General features: G+C 60.3%; 16 protein-coding genes and 3 pseudogenes. 4 read left to right on the forward strand and 15 right to left on the reverse strand.

Annotated elements, in window-relative coordinates; all coding sequences use genetic code 11:
• The 11 genes and pseudogenes from BLW70_RS31330 to salA form a co-directional block, all read right to left on the reverse strand.
• Positions 1–105 (reverse strand): annotated as a pseudogene (locus tag BLW70_RS31330) (4-oxalocrotonate decarboxylase); the annotation flags it as partial.
• Complete coding sequence (locus BLW70_RS30935) at positions 102–275, reverse strand: hypothetical protein (RefSeq protein ID WP_268877098.1); 174 nt, start codon at positions 273–275, stop codon at positions 102–104. The pseudogene BLW70_RS31330 and the gene BLW70_RS30935, both read right to left, overlap by 4 nt.
• A 49-nt stretch (positions 276–324) precedes the next feature.
• Positions 325–522: a hypothetical protein gene (locus BLW70_RS30940; RefSeq protein ID WP_235864978.1), complete on the reverse strand. Its 198-nt coding sequence runs from the start codon at positions 520–522 to the stop codon at positions 325–327.
• A gap of 374 nt (positions 523–896) precedes the next feature.
• Positions 897–1,121 carry a hypothetical protein gene (locus tag BLW70_RS30945; protein ID WP_083383318.1) on the reverse strand — a complete coding sequence of 75 codons (225 nt, stop codon included), beginning with the start codon at positions 1,119–1,121 and terminating at the stop codon, positions 897–899.
• Positions 1,122–1,132: 11 nt separating this feature from the next.
• A pseudogene (locus BLW70_RS00010) lies at positions 1,133–2,055 on the reverse strand (acetaldehyde dehydrogenase (acetylating)).
• Positions 2,056–2,074: 19 nt separating this feature from the next.
• Complete coding sequence (dmpE, locus tag BLW70_RS00015) at positions 2,075–2,860, reverse strand: 2-oxopent-4-enoate hydratase (RefSeq protein WP_011117428.1); 786 nt, start codon at positions 2,858–2,860, stop codon at positions 2,075–2,077.
• A gap of 11 nt (positions 2,861–2,871) precedes the next feature.
• A complete protein-coding gene (locus BLW70_RS00020; RefSeq protein WP_011117429.1) occupies positions 2,872–3,753 on the reverse strand; it encodes an alpha/beta fold hydrolase in 882 nt (293 codons plus the stop codon).
• A gap of 7 nt (positions 3,754–3,760) precedes the next feature.
• Positions 3,761–5,221 carry a 2-hydroxymuconic semialdehyde dehydrogenase gene (locus tag BLW70_RS00025; RefSeq protein ID WP_011117430.1) on the reverse strand — a complete coding sequence of 487 codons (1,461 nt, stop codon included), beginning with the start codon at positions 5,219–5,221 and terminating at the stop codon, positions 3,761–3,763.
• Between the two features lie 34 nt (positions 5,222–5,255).
• A complete protein-coding gene (locus BLW70_RS00030) occupies positions 5,256–6,179 on the reverse strand; it encodes a catechol 2,3-dioxygenase (RefSeq protein WP_011117431.1) in 924 nt (307 codons plus the stop codon).
• Positions 6,180–6,199: 20 nt separating this feature from the next.
• Positions 6,200–6,517: a 2Fe-2S iron-sulfur cluster-binding protein gene (locus BLW70_RS00035; RefSeq protein ID WP_011117432.1), complete on the reverse strand. Its 318-nt coding sequence runs from the start codon at positions 6,515–6,517 to the stop codon at positions 6,200–6,202.
• A 499-nt stretch (positions 6,518–7,016) separates the two neighbouring features.
• Positions 7,017–8,321 carry a salicylate 1-monooxygenase gene (salA, locus tag BLW70_RS00045; RefSeq protein WP_011154425.1) on the reverse strand — a complete coding sequence of 435 codons (1,305 nt, stop codon included), beginning with the start codon at positions 8,319–8,321 and terminating at the stop codon, positions 7,017–7,019.
• Between the two features lie 151 nt (positions 8,322–8,472).
• On the opposite strand from salA, the gene nahR reads away from it, so the two are divergent.
• The 3 genes and pseudogenes from nahR (at position 8,473) to BLW70_RS00065 (ending at position 10,959) form a co-directional block, all read left to right on the forward strand.
• The gene (nahR, locus tag BLW70_RS00050) at positions 8,473–9,375 is read left to right on the forward strand and encodes an HTH-type transcriptional activator NahR (RefSeq protein ID WP_011117383.1); all 903 of its coding nucleotides are present in this window, start codon (positions 8,473–8,475) and stop codon (positions 9,373–9,375) included.
• Positions 9,376–9,422: 47 nt separating this feature from the next.
• A pseudogene (locus BLW70_RS00055) lies at positions 9,423–9,814 on the forward strand (IS30 family transposase); the annotation flags it as partial.
• Positions 9,815–10,002: 188 nt separating this feature from the next.
• Positions 10,003–10,959, forward strand: coding sequence for a tyrosine-type recombinase/integrase (locus tag BLW70_RS00065; RefSeq protein WP_011154427.1), 957 nt, complete (start codon positions 10,003–10,005; stop codon positions 10,957–10,959).
• Between the two features lie 343 nt (positions 10,960–11,302).
• Here BLW70_RS00065 and BLW70_RS31260 read toward each other — a convergent pair whose 3' ends face one another.
• The 4 genes from BLW70_RS31260 to BLW70_RS00090 form a co-directional block, all read right to left on the reverse strand.
• Positions 11,303–11,842 (reverse strand): Y-family DNA polymerase, encoded by a 540-nt coding sequence (locus tag BLW70_RS31260; protein WP_011117434.1) that lies wholly within the window; start codon positions 11,840–11,842, stop codon positions 11,303–11,305.
• An 18-nt stretch (positions 11,843–11,860) separates the two neighbouring features.
• On the reverse strand, positions 11,861–12,256 hold the full coding sequence (locus BLW70_RS00080; RefSeq protein WP_011117435.1) for a LexA family protein: 396 nt from the start codon (positions 12,254–12,256) through the stop codon (positions 11,861–11,863).
• A 585-nt stretch (positions 12,257–12,841) separates the two neighbouring features.
• The gene (locus BLW70_RS00085) at positions 12,842–13,138 is read right to left on the reverse strand and encodes an addiction module antidote protein (RefSeq protein WP_011117436.1); all 297 of its coding nucleotides are present in this window, start codon (positions 13,136–13,138) and stop codon (positions 12,842–12,844) included.
• Positions 13,135–13,437 carry a type II toxin-antitoxin system RelE/ParE family toxin gene (locus tag BLW70_RS00090; RefSeq protein ID WP_011117437.1) on the reverse strand — a complete coding sequence of 101 codons (303 nt, stop codon included), beginning with the start codon at positions 13,435–13,437 and terminating at the stop codon, positions 13,135–13,137. Before BLW70_RS00090 ends, BLW70_RS00085 begins: the two co-directional genes overlap by 4 nt.
• Positions 13,438–13,646: 209 nt before the next feature.
• Here BLW70_RS00090 and BLW70_RS00095 point away from each other — a divergent pair, with 209 nt between their 5' ends.
• The gene (locus BLW70_RS00095) at positions 13,647–14,051 is read left to right on the forward strand and encodes a hypothetical protein (protein WP_011117438.1); all 405 of its coding nucleotides are present in this window, start codon (positions 13,647–13,649) and stop codon (positions 14,049–14,051) included.
• Positions 14,052–14,053 lie beyond the last annotated feature (2 nt).

A 14,053-nucleotide genomic window follows, 5' to 3' on the forward strand; every position in this document is an offset into this window, starting at 1 on the left:
GGGAAAATCGTTGGTCACCTTGCCGATGTCGTGGACATTCAGCTCGGCGTTTTCGATGTGCTCGGCCAGGGCCAGCACCTGTTCGCGGGTCAGGGTACGGTTCATGCGCTCACCTTCTGCTGCTGACGGGCCCGGGCCATGTCCAGGGCGAGGTCTTCGATCATGTCTTCCTGGCCACCGACGGTGCCGCCGGCCCAGTTCGACCAGGATGTCGCGGGCCGACACGCCATATTTCTTCTCGGCCGCTGGGCGAACAGCAGGAACGAGCTGTACACCCCGGCTAGCCAGGTCAGGGGTCGCGGTCGACGCGGATCGGCTGATCCATCATCGGCACCACCAGGTCTCGGCCACGTCCATGATCTTGTACAGGTCGATGCCGGTCTCCACGCCCATGCGTTTGCACACTGCGACGAACACTTCCAGCGGGTGTTGCCGCACCGGCGCCGAGGCCGGCGCACCGAGCCGTCGATGCGCGCGGCACCGGCTTCGATGGCGCCAGCGAGTTGGCGATAGCCATGCCATGTTGTGTGGCCGTGGAAGCCGACTTCGGTGGCCGGGTTCAGCTCGCGCGCAGGAGGCCGATTTTCTCGCTGACTTCATCAGGCAGCATGTAGCCGCCGAGTCGGTCAGTAGATGCAGTTGGACCATAGCTTTCCATCAGCTGGCCTGCTCCAGGACTTCTCGGCGCTGATCATGTGCGCCATCATCAGGAAGCCGACGGTGTCGACCCCAGCTTGCGCGCCATGCCGATGTGCTGCTCGGAGACATCCGCCTCGGTACAGTGGGTGGCCAGCGAATAGTCGAGACGCCGCAGTCCAGGGCCATCTTCAGGTGGTCGACGGTGCCGATGCCGGGCAGCAGCAGCGCCGAGACTTTGGCCTGCTTGAGCTGCGGGATCACCGCGCGCAGGTACTCCTCGTCACTGTGGGCCGGAAGCCGTAGTTGATCGAACGACCGCCGAGGCCGTCGCCGTGGGTGATCTCGATCAGCGGCATACCGGCTTGATCGAGGCCGGTGGCGACCGCGACCATCTGCTCCAGGCTGATCTGGTGGCGCTTGGCGTGCATGCCGTCGCGCAGGCTCATGTCGTGCAGGATGACGCTCTTGCCGTGCAAATTCATGGTGCTACTCCTCAAGCCAGCGCGATGTCGCGACGCGGCAGTTGAATGGTGCCGGCGGCGATTTCCTCGGCGAACATCTCGCCGGTACGCAGCGCGGCGGCGGTCATGATGTCGAGGTTGCCGGCGTACTTGGGCAGGTAGTCGCCCAGGCCTTCGACTTCCATGAAGATCGACACGCGGTTGCCGTCGAACACCGGGCCGTTCTTCAGGCGGTAGCCGGGCACGTATTTCTGCACCTCGGCGATCATCGCGTGAACCGAAGCGGTGATCGCAGCCTGGTCCGGCTCGCTGTCGGTCAGGCAGTGGATGGTGTCGCGCATCATCAGCGGCGGCTCGGCCGGGTTGATGACGATGATCGCCTTGCCTTCCCTGGCGCCGCCGACCTGCTCGATGGCGCCGGCGGTGGTGCGGGTGAACTCGTCGATGTTCTTGCGCGTGCCCGGGCCGACCGAGCGCGAGGAGACGGTGGCGACGATCTCGGCGTAGGCCACCGGCTGCACGCGGGACACCGCGGCGACATGGGGATGGTGGCCTGGCCGCCGCAGGTGACCATGTTGACGTTCATTTCCAGGCGGCCGACATGCTGCTTGAGGTTGACCGGCGGCACGCAGTAGGGGCCGATGGCCGCCGGGGTCAGGTCGACCATCAGCACGCCAAGCGCGTTGAGCTTGCGGCTATTCTCGGCATGCACATAGGCCGAGGTGGCGTCGAAGGCGATGCGGATGTCGTCGTCCAGCACGTGCGGGAGCAGGCCGTCGACGCCTTCGGCTGTGGTCTTCATGCCGAAATCGCGGGCGCGTTTGAGGCCGTCGGAGTTGGGGTCGATGCCGACCATCCACACCGGCTCAATCCACTCGGAACGGAGCATCTTCATCACCAGATCGGTACCGATATTGCCGGGGCCTATGATGGCCGCCTTGAGTTTCTTGCTCATGGGTTTGTCCTCTGTTCGATCAGGTGAAGCGCACGGAGGCGCTGCCGATGCCGCCGATCTCGACGCGCATGAAGTCGCCGGCCTTGACCGGCTCCAGGGGTACCAGCGAGCCGGAGAGGATCACTTCGCCAGCCTTCAGCGGGATACCGAAGCGGCCCAAGGTGTTGGCCAGCCAGGCCACGCAGTTGACCGGCGAACCCAGGGCCGCGGCACCGGCGCCGGTGCTGAGCAACTGGCCGTTCTTCTCCACCAGCATGCCGCAGGTAACCAGGTCGACCTGGCGTGGCGACACTGCCGTGTCGCCGAGCACGAACAGGCCGCAGGATGCATTGTCCGCTACTGTGTCTTCGATCTTGATTTTCCAGTCGCGGATGCGCGAATCGACGATCTCGAAACAGGGCATCACGCACTCGGTGGCGGCCAGCACGTCGGCGTTGGTCACGCCGGGGCCGATCAGGTCCTTCTTGAGGATGAAGGCGATTTCGCCCTCGGCCTTGGGCTGCATCAGCCGCTGGCTGATCGGCACGGCCTCGCCGCTGTTGAACACCATGGCATCGGTCAGGTAGCCGAAGTCTGGCTGATACACGCCGAGCATGTTCTGCACCGCCTTGCTGGTGACGCCGATCTTCTTGCCGATGATCTTCTCGCCGGCGGCCAGCCGGCGTTCGAGCATGCGCAGGGAAATGTGGTAGGCGTCGTCGATGCCGATGGCGAAACCGCGCTCGGTCAGCGGGCTGACCGCTTCACGGTTGAGCATCGCCTGATACAGCTCGTCGCCGAGCTCGTTGATCAATATCTGGTCCATGCTTGTCTCTCTCAGGAAAGGGGGGCGGCCTCGGCGAGGAAATCCTCGACCAGGCGGGCGAAACGCTCGGCGTGTTCGATCTGGGTCCAGTGGCCACACTGGTCGAAGACGTGTAGCTGGGCGTTGGGAATCCACTGCGCTAGGGTCAGCGAAGCCTGCAGCGGGATGATCTGGTCTTCGCGGCCATGCACCACCAGGGTCGGGTGGGGCAACGCGCGGATCGCCCGCTCGTCGCTGCACAGCTCCTCGATCCATCGCTGGCGCGGGGCCGGGAACATGGCGGCGAAGGATTCCTGGAAGCCCGGGCGTATGCTGGCCTGGTAACGCAGTTCGGCCAGGTCTTCGCTGACCAGGCCGCGATCGAAGGCGAACAGGTCGAGCAGCGCGCGCATATTAGCTAGCGATGGCCTGTAGCCCCAGGCTGCGTCCAGCCCCGACGTGAGCTCGAAGGGCACGCCGACGCTGCCCATCAGCACCAGCCGGCGCACCCGCTCGGGGTGACGCACGGCCAGGGCCAAGGCGATGGCGCCGCCGAAGGAATTGCCGACCAGGTCGGCCTGGGCGATGCCCTGGGCATCCAGCACGCCGAGGGCATGCAGCACCCAGGTGTCGAGGCTGTAGTGAGCATCTGCCGGGCGCTCGCTGTAACCGAAGCCGAGCATGTCCGGGGCGAGCACCCGGTGATTCTGGGCCAGCTGCGGCATGACCAGGCGCCAGTTGGCCCAGGCGGTGACGCCAGGGCCGGAGCCGTGGATCAGCAGCAGCGGAAAGCCGCTGCCCTGCTCCAGCAAGTTGGTGCGCCAGCCTGCGGCGAGGATCTCGCGACCCAGCTCGGGGCTAGGTTCCGGAGCCTGCTCCGCTGCTTGCGGGGGTGCCTTCAGGGATGCAGTCATGGCCGCCTCAGAGTTTCACGCAGATGTTTTTCAGCTCGGTGTAGAACTCCAGCGAGTGCACACCCCCTTCGCGGCCGATGCCCGACTGCTTGCTGCCGCCGAAGGCGGTGCGTAGATCGCGGAGGAACCAGCTGTTGACCCAGACGATGCCGGCCTCGATCTGCCCGGCGACGCGGTGGGCGCGCGAGCTGCTCTCGGTCCAGATCGCCGACGCCAGGCCATAGGGCAGGCTGTTGGCCAGTTCGATGGCCTCCTCTTCCGTATCGAACGGGCGGATATGGCAGCAGGGGCCGAAGATTTCCTCGGTGACCACCGCCGAATTGTCGGAGAGGCCAGTCCAGATAGTCGGCTGCACCCAGGCGCCGCCGGCCAGGTGCGCCGGCATCTCCGGCACGCCGCCGCCGGTGACAACGGTGGCGCCGTCATCGACTGCCTGCTGGTAATAGCTGAGGACTTTTTCGCGGTGCTTGAGGCTGACCAGCGGGCCGAAGTTGCTGCTGGCGTCGTCCGGCGGCCCGATCACCAGGCTTTCGGCACCGGCCTTGAGTCGGGCGACGAACGCGTCGAAGATCGGCCGCTCGATATACAGTCGCTCGGTACCGAGGCAGACCTGGCCGCAGTTGGCGAAGGCCGAGCGCAGGGTGCCCTCGATGGCCTTGTCCATATCGCAGTCGGCGAACACGATGCCGGCGTTCTTCCCGCCCAGTTCCAGCGACACCTGGCGCACGCCCTTGGCCGCAGCGCGCATGATGGTTTCGCCGGTGCCGGTCTCACCGGTGAAGGTGTAGGCGTCGACGTCCGAGTGCTCGGTGAGGAAGGCCCCGGCCGAATCGCCGCCGAAGCCATGCACCACGTTGTACACGCCCGCCGGTACGCCGGCGGCCTGCATCACCTCGCCGAGCAGGGTGGCGGTCAGCGGAGTTTCCTCGGATGGCTTGACCACCACGCAGTTGCCGCAGGCCAGGGCCGGTCCGACTTTCCAGGTCATCAGCAGCAGCGGCAGGTTCCACGGGCTGATGACCCCGATCACCCCCTTGGGCCGGCGCACGCCGTAGTTGAGCGCACCGGCGCCATCCGGGGTGGCCATCTCGAAGGCTTCGTTGGCGACATTCTTCAGCAGGTCGGCGAACACCTTGAAATTGGCCGCCCCACGCGGGATGTCGATATGGCTGGCCAGGGATTTTGGCTTTCCGGTGTCGAGGCATTCGGCCTCGAGAAACTCGTCGAAACGGGCCGTGATGCCATCGGCCACGCGATGCAGAATGTCAGCGCGCTCGGCCACCGTCATCTTCCCCCAGGGCCCCTTGAGCGCGGCACGGGCAGCTTTGACCGCAGCGTCGACCTCGGCGCGGCCGGCCTCGTGGACGCGGCCGATCACCTGGCCATTGACCGGGTTGATGTCCTCGAAGGTGCGGCCGCTGGCCGAGCCGACAAAGGCACCGTTAATGAAATGCTTGATCTCTTTCATCTGCGTAATCTCTGCAATAAGTCGAGCTGGGCCTTTAGGTCATAACGGTCATGAATCGTTCGTTGAGCACCCGGTCGTGATAGAAGATCGCCTTGCCCACATCCTTGGCCAACCAAGTCACCGGCTTGTGATCCGGATAGTTGTAGTTCCCGCCGCAGAACACCTCGCAGCGGTTGCCGGACGGGTCGAAGAAATAAATGGTCTTGCCGTGGGTCAGGCCGTGCCTGGTCGGGCCGATATCGATCGAGGTGTCGGTCATGCTGATCAGGTCGGCAGCGCGCAACACGTCCTCCCAGGTATCGAGGAGGAATGAGGCATGATGGAACTTACCCTTCTCCGCATGCTGGATAAAAGCCACATCGTGGGCCTTGGTCGACAAGCTTAGAAACTGTGCTAGGCGTATACCCTCGGCATCGACCACTTGCTCGGCCAGGTAAAAGCCGAGTACCTCGGTAAACAACTCATAAGTGGCTTGTAGTTCATCACCATACAGCAGGCAATGATCGAAACGCACCGCCGACATACCTTTCAGATCGCGTGGCCAGGCTTCGGGATTGACCTCATTCACACCCCATTTGCCAGTGTATTCCTTGTCAGCATACAACTCGAAGTGATGCCCTGAGGGGGCTTGGAAGCGCACACGCCGACCGCAACTATTGAGCTCCCCCGCCGGTACCTGTTCGACGGAACAGCCATGTGCCTGCAGATCCTGCTCAAGTTGCTGGAGAGACACCTCATCTACCACCTTGAAACCCATGAAATCCATACCTGGCTCATCAGCTTCGCGTAGCACTACAGAAAATTTGTCAACCTCACTCCAGGCCTTCAGATAGACACGGCCCTGGTCGTCACGATCCATCTCGATCAGGCCCAACAATTCGATGTAGTGTTCCAACGCCTTACCCATGTCCAGTACACGCAGTTGCACGTGCCCTGGGCGCATTACACCTTTCTTCATGACATCACCTATTCTCTTTATTATTGTGGATCGACCGTGTTTTCACTGCCAGGCTTTGAATAACGCTCGATACATAGATCGCTCCGGGCAAACAGTCGGCAGGCCAAGGCGTAGCCTTGTTCGCGGGCTTCTACCGGCAGGTGCTTGCAGCTCACACGCCCGCACTCGTAGTCACCGGCAAGAACCCTCACCTTGCACAAGCCACAACCGCCACCACGACAGCCCACTGGTAAGCATTGCTTACCCTGCGTCTCCATTGCACTTAACACTGATTGCAGCGGCTGACAGGCAAATCGCTCTCCGCCAGGCTGCACAGTGATTTCAAAGGCCTCTGACATATCTTCCTCCGTTCAACCAAGGCAGAGCCGGAGTAGCTTCACTTTGGGCCGCGACGGTGCCGATGTAGGACATCAAAAGACAAATCTTGATCGGTTCGGCCGCCTTGACCGCCCTCGCCAGTGAAATGCTGAGGGCCAATGCCAGAGCACTGACGGTGAAGGTGGAACGGAACGAGCAAGGCATCTTGTTACTGTTGTGCATTGTCACGTCCAGCGGCGCTCAGCGGCGCAGCATGCAAGGAAACTATATTAGGTTTAGGATGCGGTTGTGGTATCGGCCCACTGACGCTAGGGCCGGTAGGCCGCCCATGCTTAGAAGCTTCCACGTGTAGTTAAAGATCAAGCGGTTCTCATCGACGTCAGCCTGGTGGTTGGAACCCGTAGTGACATTCCACTCCTGACGCTCAGCCCCTTAAGCGAGCCCCTCTCCACCACATAGCCGACGTCCAGGACGCAATCGAATTGTTTGCCCTCGAATCCGCGACCGTTATCAACGTTGTCACCCTTGACGTAGCACACCCCGGCTACCATTTTCCCAACCCAGGCGCGCACGTGCCTCGGCCAGGTCGGCGTCGAGGTCGTGGCTCCACAGCCAGTCGAAGCGGGTCGCCAGGTTTTCCCCCAGCAGATGCTCGTTCGCACCTACGACGGGGTCGCGAAACTCGTATAACTCGCCGGTCTCCCGGGAGGTTCGCTGCACGCGACAGGCACGAGGGCGGCGCAGGTCGTCGTAGGCTTCAAGCAGCTCGGCGAGGTTGTCTGCATCGACTTGGGTATCGCCCAACAGGCGGGCGAGGAAGTAGGCGTCCTCAAGTCCTTGGGCGGCACCGGCGCCTTGGTGCGGCAGCATGGCGTGAGCTGCGTCGCCGATCAGGACGACCCGCCCGTGCACGTAGCCCGGCAGCTCCGCCAGGTCGTGCAGTGCCCAGAGAGTTGGTGCCGGGATGCACTCCAGCAGGGTGCGCGCGGCATCACCCCAACCCGCGAAGGCATCGAGCATCTCTCGCTGGCTCACATCGCGCACCCAAGGGGCATCCGCGGGCCAGTTCGGCTTCGGCTCACTACGGTCGGAAATGAAGGCCACAACGTTGATGAGGCGGCCATTCCTCACCGGAAAAGTGAGGATATGGCCGTCAAGCCCTAGGTACATCTGCGGTACGTCCACCAAGTGCTCGTCGATGCCCTGGGCTCGATAGGCTTCGCGCAGGTGTAGGCTGTCGACCATCCCCCGATAGGCACAGGTGCCGCTGAAGCGCGGTACCTGTGGGGCCAGCCCCTGACCTTCCAGCACATGACTACGCAGCGCTGACTTGATTCCGTCGGCACCGATTAGAAGGTCACAGCGGTGCTCTGTGCCGTCGGCGAATAGCACTTGCACTTCGCCCCCCTTTTGCTCGACCTGTGTGGCGCGCTTCCTGAATTGGGCGATACCTTTTGGGAGGTGATTTACTAGGGCATCGAGGAAATCCGCCCGGTGTACCGAGGACTGGCCCACGCCCGGAGCGATGGTCGCTCCCAGATAGCTGGCATCCCTGCCGCGCCGCCACTCGAACCACACGTCCTCCCAGGGCTCCGAGGTACGGTCGGCGACCTGCAAGTAGGCCTCGCCCAAGCCTAGGCCGACAATGGCGCGCACCGCGTTGGGGCCAAAGGAAACTCCTGCACCGACCTCACCAAAAGCCGGCGCGCACTCGAACAGCTGTACTTGGAGATGGGAGTAGCGACAGAGCTCCAGAGCCAAGGCAACGCCGGAAATCCCGCCGCCGATGATACCGATGCGCAAGCCAGGTTTATTGTTTTTCATGCTGGTACTCATGATGGTTTTACAGTTGACTGTTAATAACCATAACGGAGTAAAGAATATTGATAAAGACACCGACCACTATACAATATATTATAAGCGTGAATATTGCTGCCTGCCAGGCGGGACGCCGGCATAACCCGAGCGAGGCTCCATGGAACTGCGTGATCTGGATTTAAACCTGCTGGTGGTGTTCAACGAGCTGCTGGTCTGCAGACGCGTCTCTATCGTTGCCGAGAACCTGGGCCTGACCCAGCCTGCTGTCAGCAATGCGCTGAAACGCCTGCGCACAGCGCTACAGGACCAACTTTTCGTGCGCACCTACCAGGGTATGGAACCCACACCCTACGCCGCGAACTTGGCCGAGCCCGTCGCCTTGGCCATGCACGCCCTGCGCGAAGCCCTGCAGCACCATGAGCGCTTCGATCCGCTGACCAGCGAGCGTACTTTCACCCTGGCCATGACCGACATCGGCGAGATCTACTTCATGCCGCGGCTGATGGATGCGATTACTCTTCAAGCCCCCAATTGCGCGATCAGCACCGTGCGCGACAGTTCGATGAGCCTGATGCAAGCCTTGCAGAACGGCACAGTGGACCTAGCCGTGGGCCTGCTGCCCAACCTGCAGACTGGCTTCTTCCAGCGCCGGCTGCTCCACAATCACTACGTGTGCCTGTGTCGCAAGGACCATCCGGCCACCCGCGAACCCCTGACTCTTGAGCGCTTCTGTTCCTATGGCCACGTGCGTGTCATCGCCGCTGGCACAGGCCACGGCGAGGTGGACACATACTTGACGAAGGCCGGCATCCGGCGCGACATCCGCCTGGAGGTGCCGCACTTCGTCGCCGTTGGCCACATACTCCAGCGCACCGAGCTGCTCGCCACTGTGCCGATACGTTTCGCCGACTGCTGCGTAGAGCCCTTCGGTCTGAGCGTCTTGCCGCACCCAGTCGCCTTGCCGGAAATCGCCATCAACATGTTCTGGCATGCGAAATACCACCAGGACCTCGCCAATATCTGGTTGCGGCAACTGATGTTCGACCTGTTTTCTGATTGAGAAGAAATCCGAGCTGATCAATACGGTCGACAGTGATCTTACGCAGCCCGCTTGCACCTGGCTACGGGGCTGTTAGCATGTCCAGCGCACTGAAGAAAACAGTGACCTTCCTGTCGAACTGTGGCGATCTTTGACATGGGATCGAGGTAAAGAGCTATCAGATAACGCTCGATTTACAATCGAATCCGGAGTAAAGGTTTTCTTTGCCGACCCCCATAGTCCATAGCAGCGCGGTACGAACGAAAATACGAATGGTCTTCTACGGCAATACTTCCCGAAAGGTACCGATCTGTCTCGATGGGGAGCCCAGGAGATCCAATCCGTAGCTCGTGTGCTGAACACGAGACCCCGGAAAACACTCGGTTGGAAAACACCTGCCGAAGCACTGAATGAGTATCTAAAATCTATCCAACAATCCAGTGTTGCGACGACCGGTTGAATTCGCCCTGGCTGCCACGGTCGCTGCGCCGGAACGCTCCGATGAGCTCGAGATCCTCCAACAGTAAGGCTTTGGCTTTTTGCCGTGGCCGCCCGTGCACCCGCTCAATACCCCGCAATGTCTTGCGTACCGTGGCGCTGGCAGTAGGGTCAGGAAAACCCTGATAGCGCCTGGGGACATTCCCTGCTTTGAGCCTCAGAGACGCACGGCTGGAGGCTGACAAGTACCGGCTCGATATCGCCCGTGGCGTCGATCCAGCCGCTGAGCGTGCGAAGGCCAAAGCCGCCAAAGCCTCACGAACGACAACGAGCCACACGTTTCGGTCTTCGGCGGAAAGGTACATACGCACGCATTCGTCGAGTTGGTCTAAGAAGCATCACCAGCAATGGCAGAATTCACTCACGAAGCATGTCTACCCTGTCATAGGCGGATTTCGGATAGCCGAGGTCGACACGGACGATATCCTGGATGTGCTGACGCCGATCTGGAGCAAGACCCCCGTCACGGCTGACCGCGTCCGGAATCGCATAGAGCTCGTGCTCGATGCAGCGAAGGCACTGAAGCTTCGGCAAGGTGAAAACCCCGCACGGTGGCGTGGTCATCTCGACAAGCTCTTGCCCAAGCAATCGCATACGGTAGTCCCCTTCCCGTCTCCGACACCTTTACGCACTGCCGAGCTGTTGGCTAGGCTCGATTCCCTGGATGGGGCAGCAGCTCGTGCTGTTGAATTCGCAATTCTGACTGCGACCCGTAACCAAGAGGTGAGCGGGGCCCAGTGGCCGGAAATAGATTGGGAAGAGAAAATCTGGTACATCCCAGCAGAACGCATGAAAGCGGGCAAGGCTCACCGGGTACCCCTTACCGAGCAAATGCTCGAGGTGCTACGGCAGCAGGTCGGAAAGCATGACAAGTGGATATTTCTCAACTCCTGGCGAACAGGCCCCATTCCCGGCAATGCCATGGCCAGGGTGCTCGCTCAGCTCCAGGTCGATGGCGTCGTACCGCATGGGTTCAGATCTACTTTTCGGACGTGGGCTGCGGAAGAAACCGATCACCAGCGAGAGGTTTGCGAAATGGCTCTCGCGCATACCCTCAACAGTAAGGTTGAAGCAGCATATACTTCGGACTTCCCTGCCTTGGTTTGAGTGGCGCCTGTTGAGTGTTCACGCCAGGTGCAACATCGCTGCTCGAGGGAGCGCTGTTACCACCAGCCTGGACGCTGCCGGCCTCGGCTGTCTTCTCTTCGATACAACCTTCAGTCATCTGATGAGAAACACTCGCCGCACCCTCCAGGGCCTCGTTCGTAGCATCTGCATCATCAGCGGAAGGGATGGACGCGGAGCCACCCTCGCCACCGAAGAGGTTCGGGCCAAAATCCATTACGGTGTCGTCCTGAGGTGTTTGCATGTTGGGTACTCCTTTTCTGTTCGGGCTTTAACCTATGAAATCACCCTTCCAGAAAATCCCAACCCTCACGTCTCCTCAGCATCACGGGCCTGCATTTTTGCCTTCACCCGATTCTCCAGCCTCTTTGCTACATCCACAACAAAGGCACAGCTCCTGCCCGGCGGCCTTCTCCAGGTCAACAGTGATAGTGCTACTCCCGCGCAGTGAGGACAGCTCGGCAGCGATCAAAGCCCGTTGTGCCACGGTGAGCTGCCGTCGATAGAGGTTCAGAGAGAGGACATAACCCAGGGCATCATCAATTGAATACTGTTCCACGGCACTGACCAGGGACGCTGTAGCCATTGCCATCCTGTGCGATAACTCGCCGTAGAGCGTGTAATTGCTGCTGAACGCTGCAACACCGTTGCGCTCCAGAAATGCCCGGATCTTGAAATAAGGATCTCCCATCTTCAAACCAAGCTCCTTGGCCTCATTGGTGCAAGCAACGATGCAGCCATCCGAGTTCGAAAGAACCACCACTGGTTTACCCCTCAGCTCGGGCCGGAAAATGCGCTCGCAGCTGCAGTAAAACTTGTTCGCGTCGACCAGGCTGAACACAGGTCGCCGGGGTTCAAAGTTCATGAGGCGACAGACTCCAAGTCACGACGCCAAACACTTCGTACTGTATTCGTCGGGAGTGACGGCCTTGTATGTCGGGGTTGCTGATTCGAGTGTCCACCCTGCAGCTGACTTGGCCAGCCGCTTTACCACGGGTTGGTTGTCGACGTACGCCATCACAATGTGTCCGGAACACGCCGTCACTGTCCGGTCGATGATCAAACGGGTTCCGGTGAAAATTCCGGCATCGCGCATGCTCTCGCCTTCGACTTTCACGATCCAGATATGTGGTGCGCGAATGTTCAACAGTTCGTCGAGCGAAATGGGCGGTTCGTAATAATCAGCCGCTGGGCTGGGAAATCCACCGGCAGCGGTGCAGGACAACAGTTGAAGCGGGACGCCAGATCCCAAGAGAGGCTGGATTGCTACGACTTTCATAAATCACCGGAATACTGTTTGCATGTACAGTAATCCAGCCTTTACGCGACAGCCAGCGGGAAGTGATGGAAGGAACGACAACCTGCAGGCGTGCCCCCTTCGGGGGGCGGCTCTCGTGAACCAAGCCTTGGCCAAAAGCGCGCCAGGTCTTGGCCCTTCGGGCTTCGATCCTCACGTCTCCGGCCTGCGCGCTCCGCTTGCCGGTCCTTCCGCATCACCAGGTAGGCTCATCATCATCGGAAGGTAGCGGATCGCCCCAATGGCCTATCCGCCGCCCGGCCTTGCCTACAAGGGGCTTTCGCGGCATATCCTTGTCGCTTCGCGCCTGCGGTATTCCACGACCCCTTGCACGCGGCCAGGCTCTGGATAGTCCGGGCTTACCGCGACCTTCCGAAGCTGACGAGCAGACCCACCACCGGCAGCGCGCTCCAGTCCCAAGAGTTTTGATGCAGCCTGCGGCTGCTGCTTTGAAAAGCGTTTATTTCCCGCGCCCAACACTCGGCCTCTGAGCAGCCCGGCAGAGCGGCGTCGGCAAGACATTTTGAAAAAAAACCGCACAACGGCGGGTTTGAGTCAGCGCAACGTTTACCCGTTGGCTAGGTCGACGTGCTGTTTTGCTGTCATGTCCAGGCCTACCGCACGCATCACGCCGATCATGGTTTTCAATGTCGGATTGCCGTTTTTCAGATTGTAGAGGTGTGCGCGGGTGACGCCTGCCTCTTCTGCAATTGAGGTCATGCCTTTGGCGCGAGCTACCACGCTCAGCGCTTGCGCGATAAAGGAGGCATCCCCCGATTCGAAAGCATCAGCCATAAAGATGGCGATAGATTCCGCGTCAGTGAGTAATTCCGCTGGATCGTATTCGTAAATTGGTTCTTTCATTCGTCTGCACTCCACTGGCTTGCCAGAGTTTTAGCGGTTTCTATATCCCGCGCCTGACTGCTTTTATCCCCACCGCAGAGCAATAGGACCAGCTGATCGCCGCGCTGCTGGAAATACACCCGGTAACCGGGGCCATGATGAATTCGCAACTCACTGACGCCTTGACCTACTGGCTGCACGTCACCGACCAACCCGTGGGCTACCCGCAGCACCCGCGCCGCGATAATCAGTTTGGCCTTCTTGTCACGCAGTTTGCGTTCCCAAGTCATGTAAGTGGCGGTTTGGATAATCGTTTTCATGGGTATAAGTGTATTATATATATGACACATAGTCGAGCGGAATGGCCTATTCTCGCATGCGAAAAAGTAAATAAATAGTCATATTGGATGATACTTATAGTTTACTATGTTTGTGTTTGTTGAGATAATTTCTCCGTCGAAGCAATCCTGCTTCGGCAGCTTGGAACCAGCGGCGGCAACCGCCCAGGCAAATCGCGAAGGAGCTTTCAATGAACACTCATACCCAGTTTCAAACCACCGCCCCGATCTTTCACAACTGGCTGACCACTGATGACTTCCTGGCTTTTGCCAAAGGTATTTCTAAGCCGATGACTTCCAATATCGACGACATGAAAGCCAAGTTCGACGCGATCTTCTCTGACGCTTGCAAGCGTGGTTCGACGTACGAAACTGTCGTGCATAACTTCTTTTGCGCGGGTGTCGAGGCCGAGTTCGGCACAGACGAAACAGCCCCCGAGTTCGCGGAAGTTTTCGTGTATGCCCGCGAATATGGCTACATGAATGCAAGCGAAAATGCCGCACGCGAACAGGAGGACGCCGAGAACGGCTATTGCCAACACGGCCTTGATGAACAGACGTGCCCGTGCGGTTGCTTCGAAGGCGACGCATACTAAAA

It is taken from the genome of Pseudomonas frederiksbergensis (assembly GCF_900105495.1).
GTDB lineage: Bacteria > Pseudomonadota > Gammaproteobacteria > Pseudomonadales > Pseudomonadaceae > Aquipseudomonas > Aquipseudomonas frederiksbergensis.

Excerpts from the sequence above, each read along its gene's own strand:
- BLW70_RS30940 (WP_235864978.1), bottom strand. The coding sequence starts at position 522 with ATGGCATGGCTATCGCCAACTCGCTGGCGCCATCGAAGCCGGTGCCGC.
- BLW70_RS30945 (WP_083383318.1), bottom strand. The coding sequence starts at position 1,121 with ATGAATTTGCACGGCAAGAGCGTCATCCTGCACGACATGAGCCTGCGC.
- dmpE (WP_011117428.1), bottom strand. The coding sequence starts at position 2,860 with ATGGACCAGATATTGATCAACGAGCTCGGCGACGAGCTGTATCAGGCG.
- BLW70_RS00020 (WP_011117429.1), bottom strand. The coding sequence starts at position 3,753 with ATGACTGCATCCCTGAAGGCACCCCCGCAAGCAGCGGAGCAGGCTCCG.
- BLW70_RS00025 (WP_011117430.1), bottom strand. The coding sequence starts at position 5,221 with ATGAAAGAGATCAAGCATTTCATTAACGGTGCCTTTGTCGGCTCGGCC.
- BLW70_RS00030 (WP_011117431.1), bottom strand. The coding sequence starts at position 6,179 with ATGAAGAAAGGTGTAATGCGCCCAGGGCACGTGCAACTGCGTGTACTG.
- BLW70_RS00035 (WP_011117432.1), bottom strand. The coding sequence starts at position 6,517 with ATGTCAGAGGCCTTTGAAATCACTGTGCAGCCTGGCGGAGAGCGATTT.
- salA (WP_011154425.1), bottom strand. The coding sequence starts at position 8,321 with ATGAAAAACAATAAACCTGGCTTGCGCATCGGTATCATCGGCGGCGGG.
- nahR (WP_011117383.1), top strand. The coding sequence starts at position 8,473 with ATGGAACTGCGTGATCTGGATTTAAACCTGCTGGTGGTGTTCAACGAG.
- BLW70_RS31260 (WP_011117434.1), bottom strand. The coding sequence starts at position 11,842 with ATGAACTTTGAACCCCGGCGACCTGTGTTCAGCCTGGTCGACGCGAAC.
- BLW70_RS00080 (WP_011117435.1), bottom strand. The coding sequence starts at position 12,256 with ATGAAAGTCGTAGCAATCCAGCCTCTCTTGGGATCTGGCGTCCCGCTT.
- BLW70_RS00085 (WP_011117436.1), bottom strand. The coding sequence starts at position 13,138 with ATGAAAGAACCAATTTACGAATACGATCCAGCGGAATTACTCACTGAC.
- BLW70_RS00090 (WP_011117437.1), bottom strand. The coding sequence starts at position 13,437 with ATGAAAACGATTATCCAAACCGCCACTTACATGACTTGGGAACGCAAA.
- BLW70_RS00095 (WP_011117438.1), top strand. The coding sequence starts at position 13,647 with ATGAACACTCATACCCAGTTTCAAACCACCGCCCCGATCTTTCACAAC.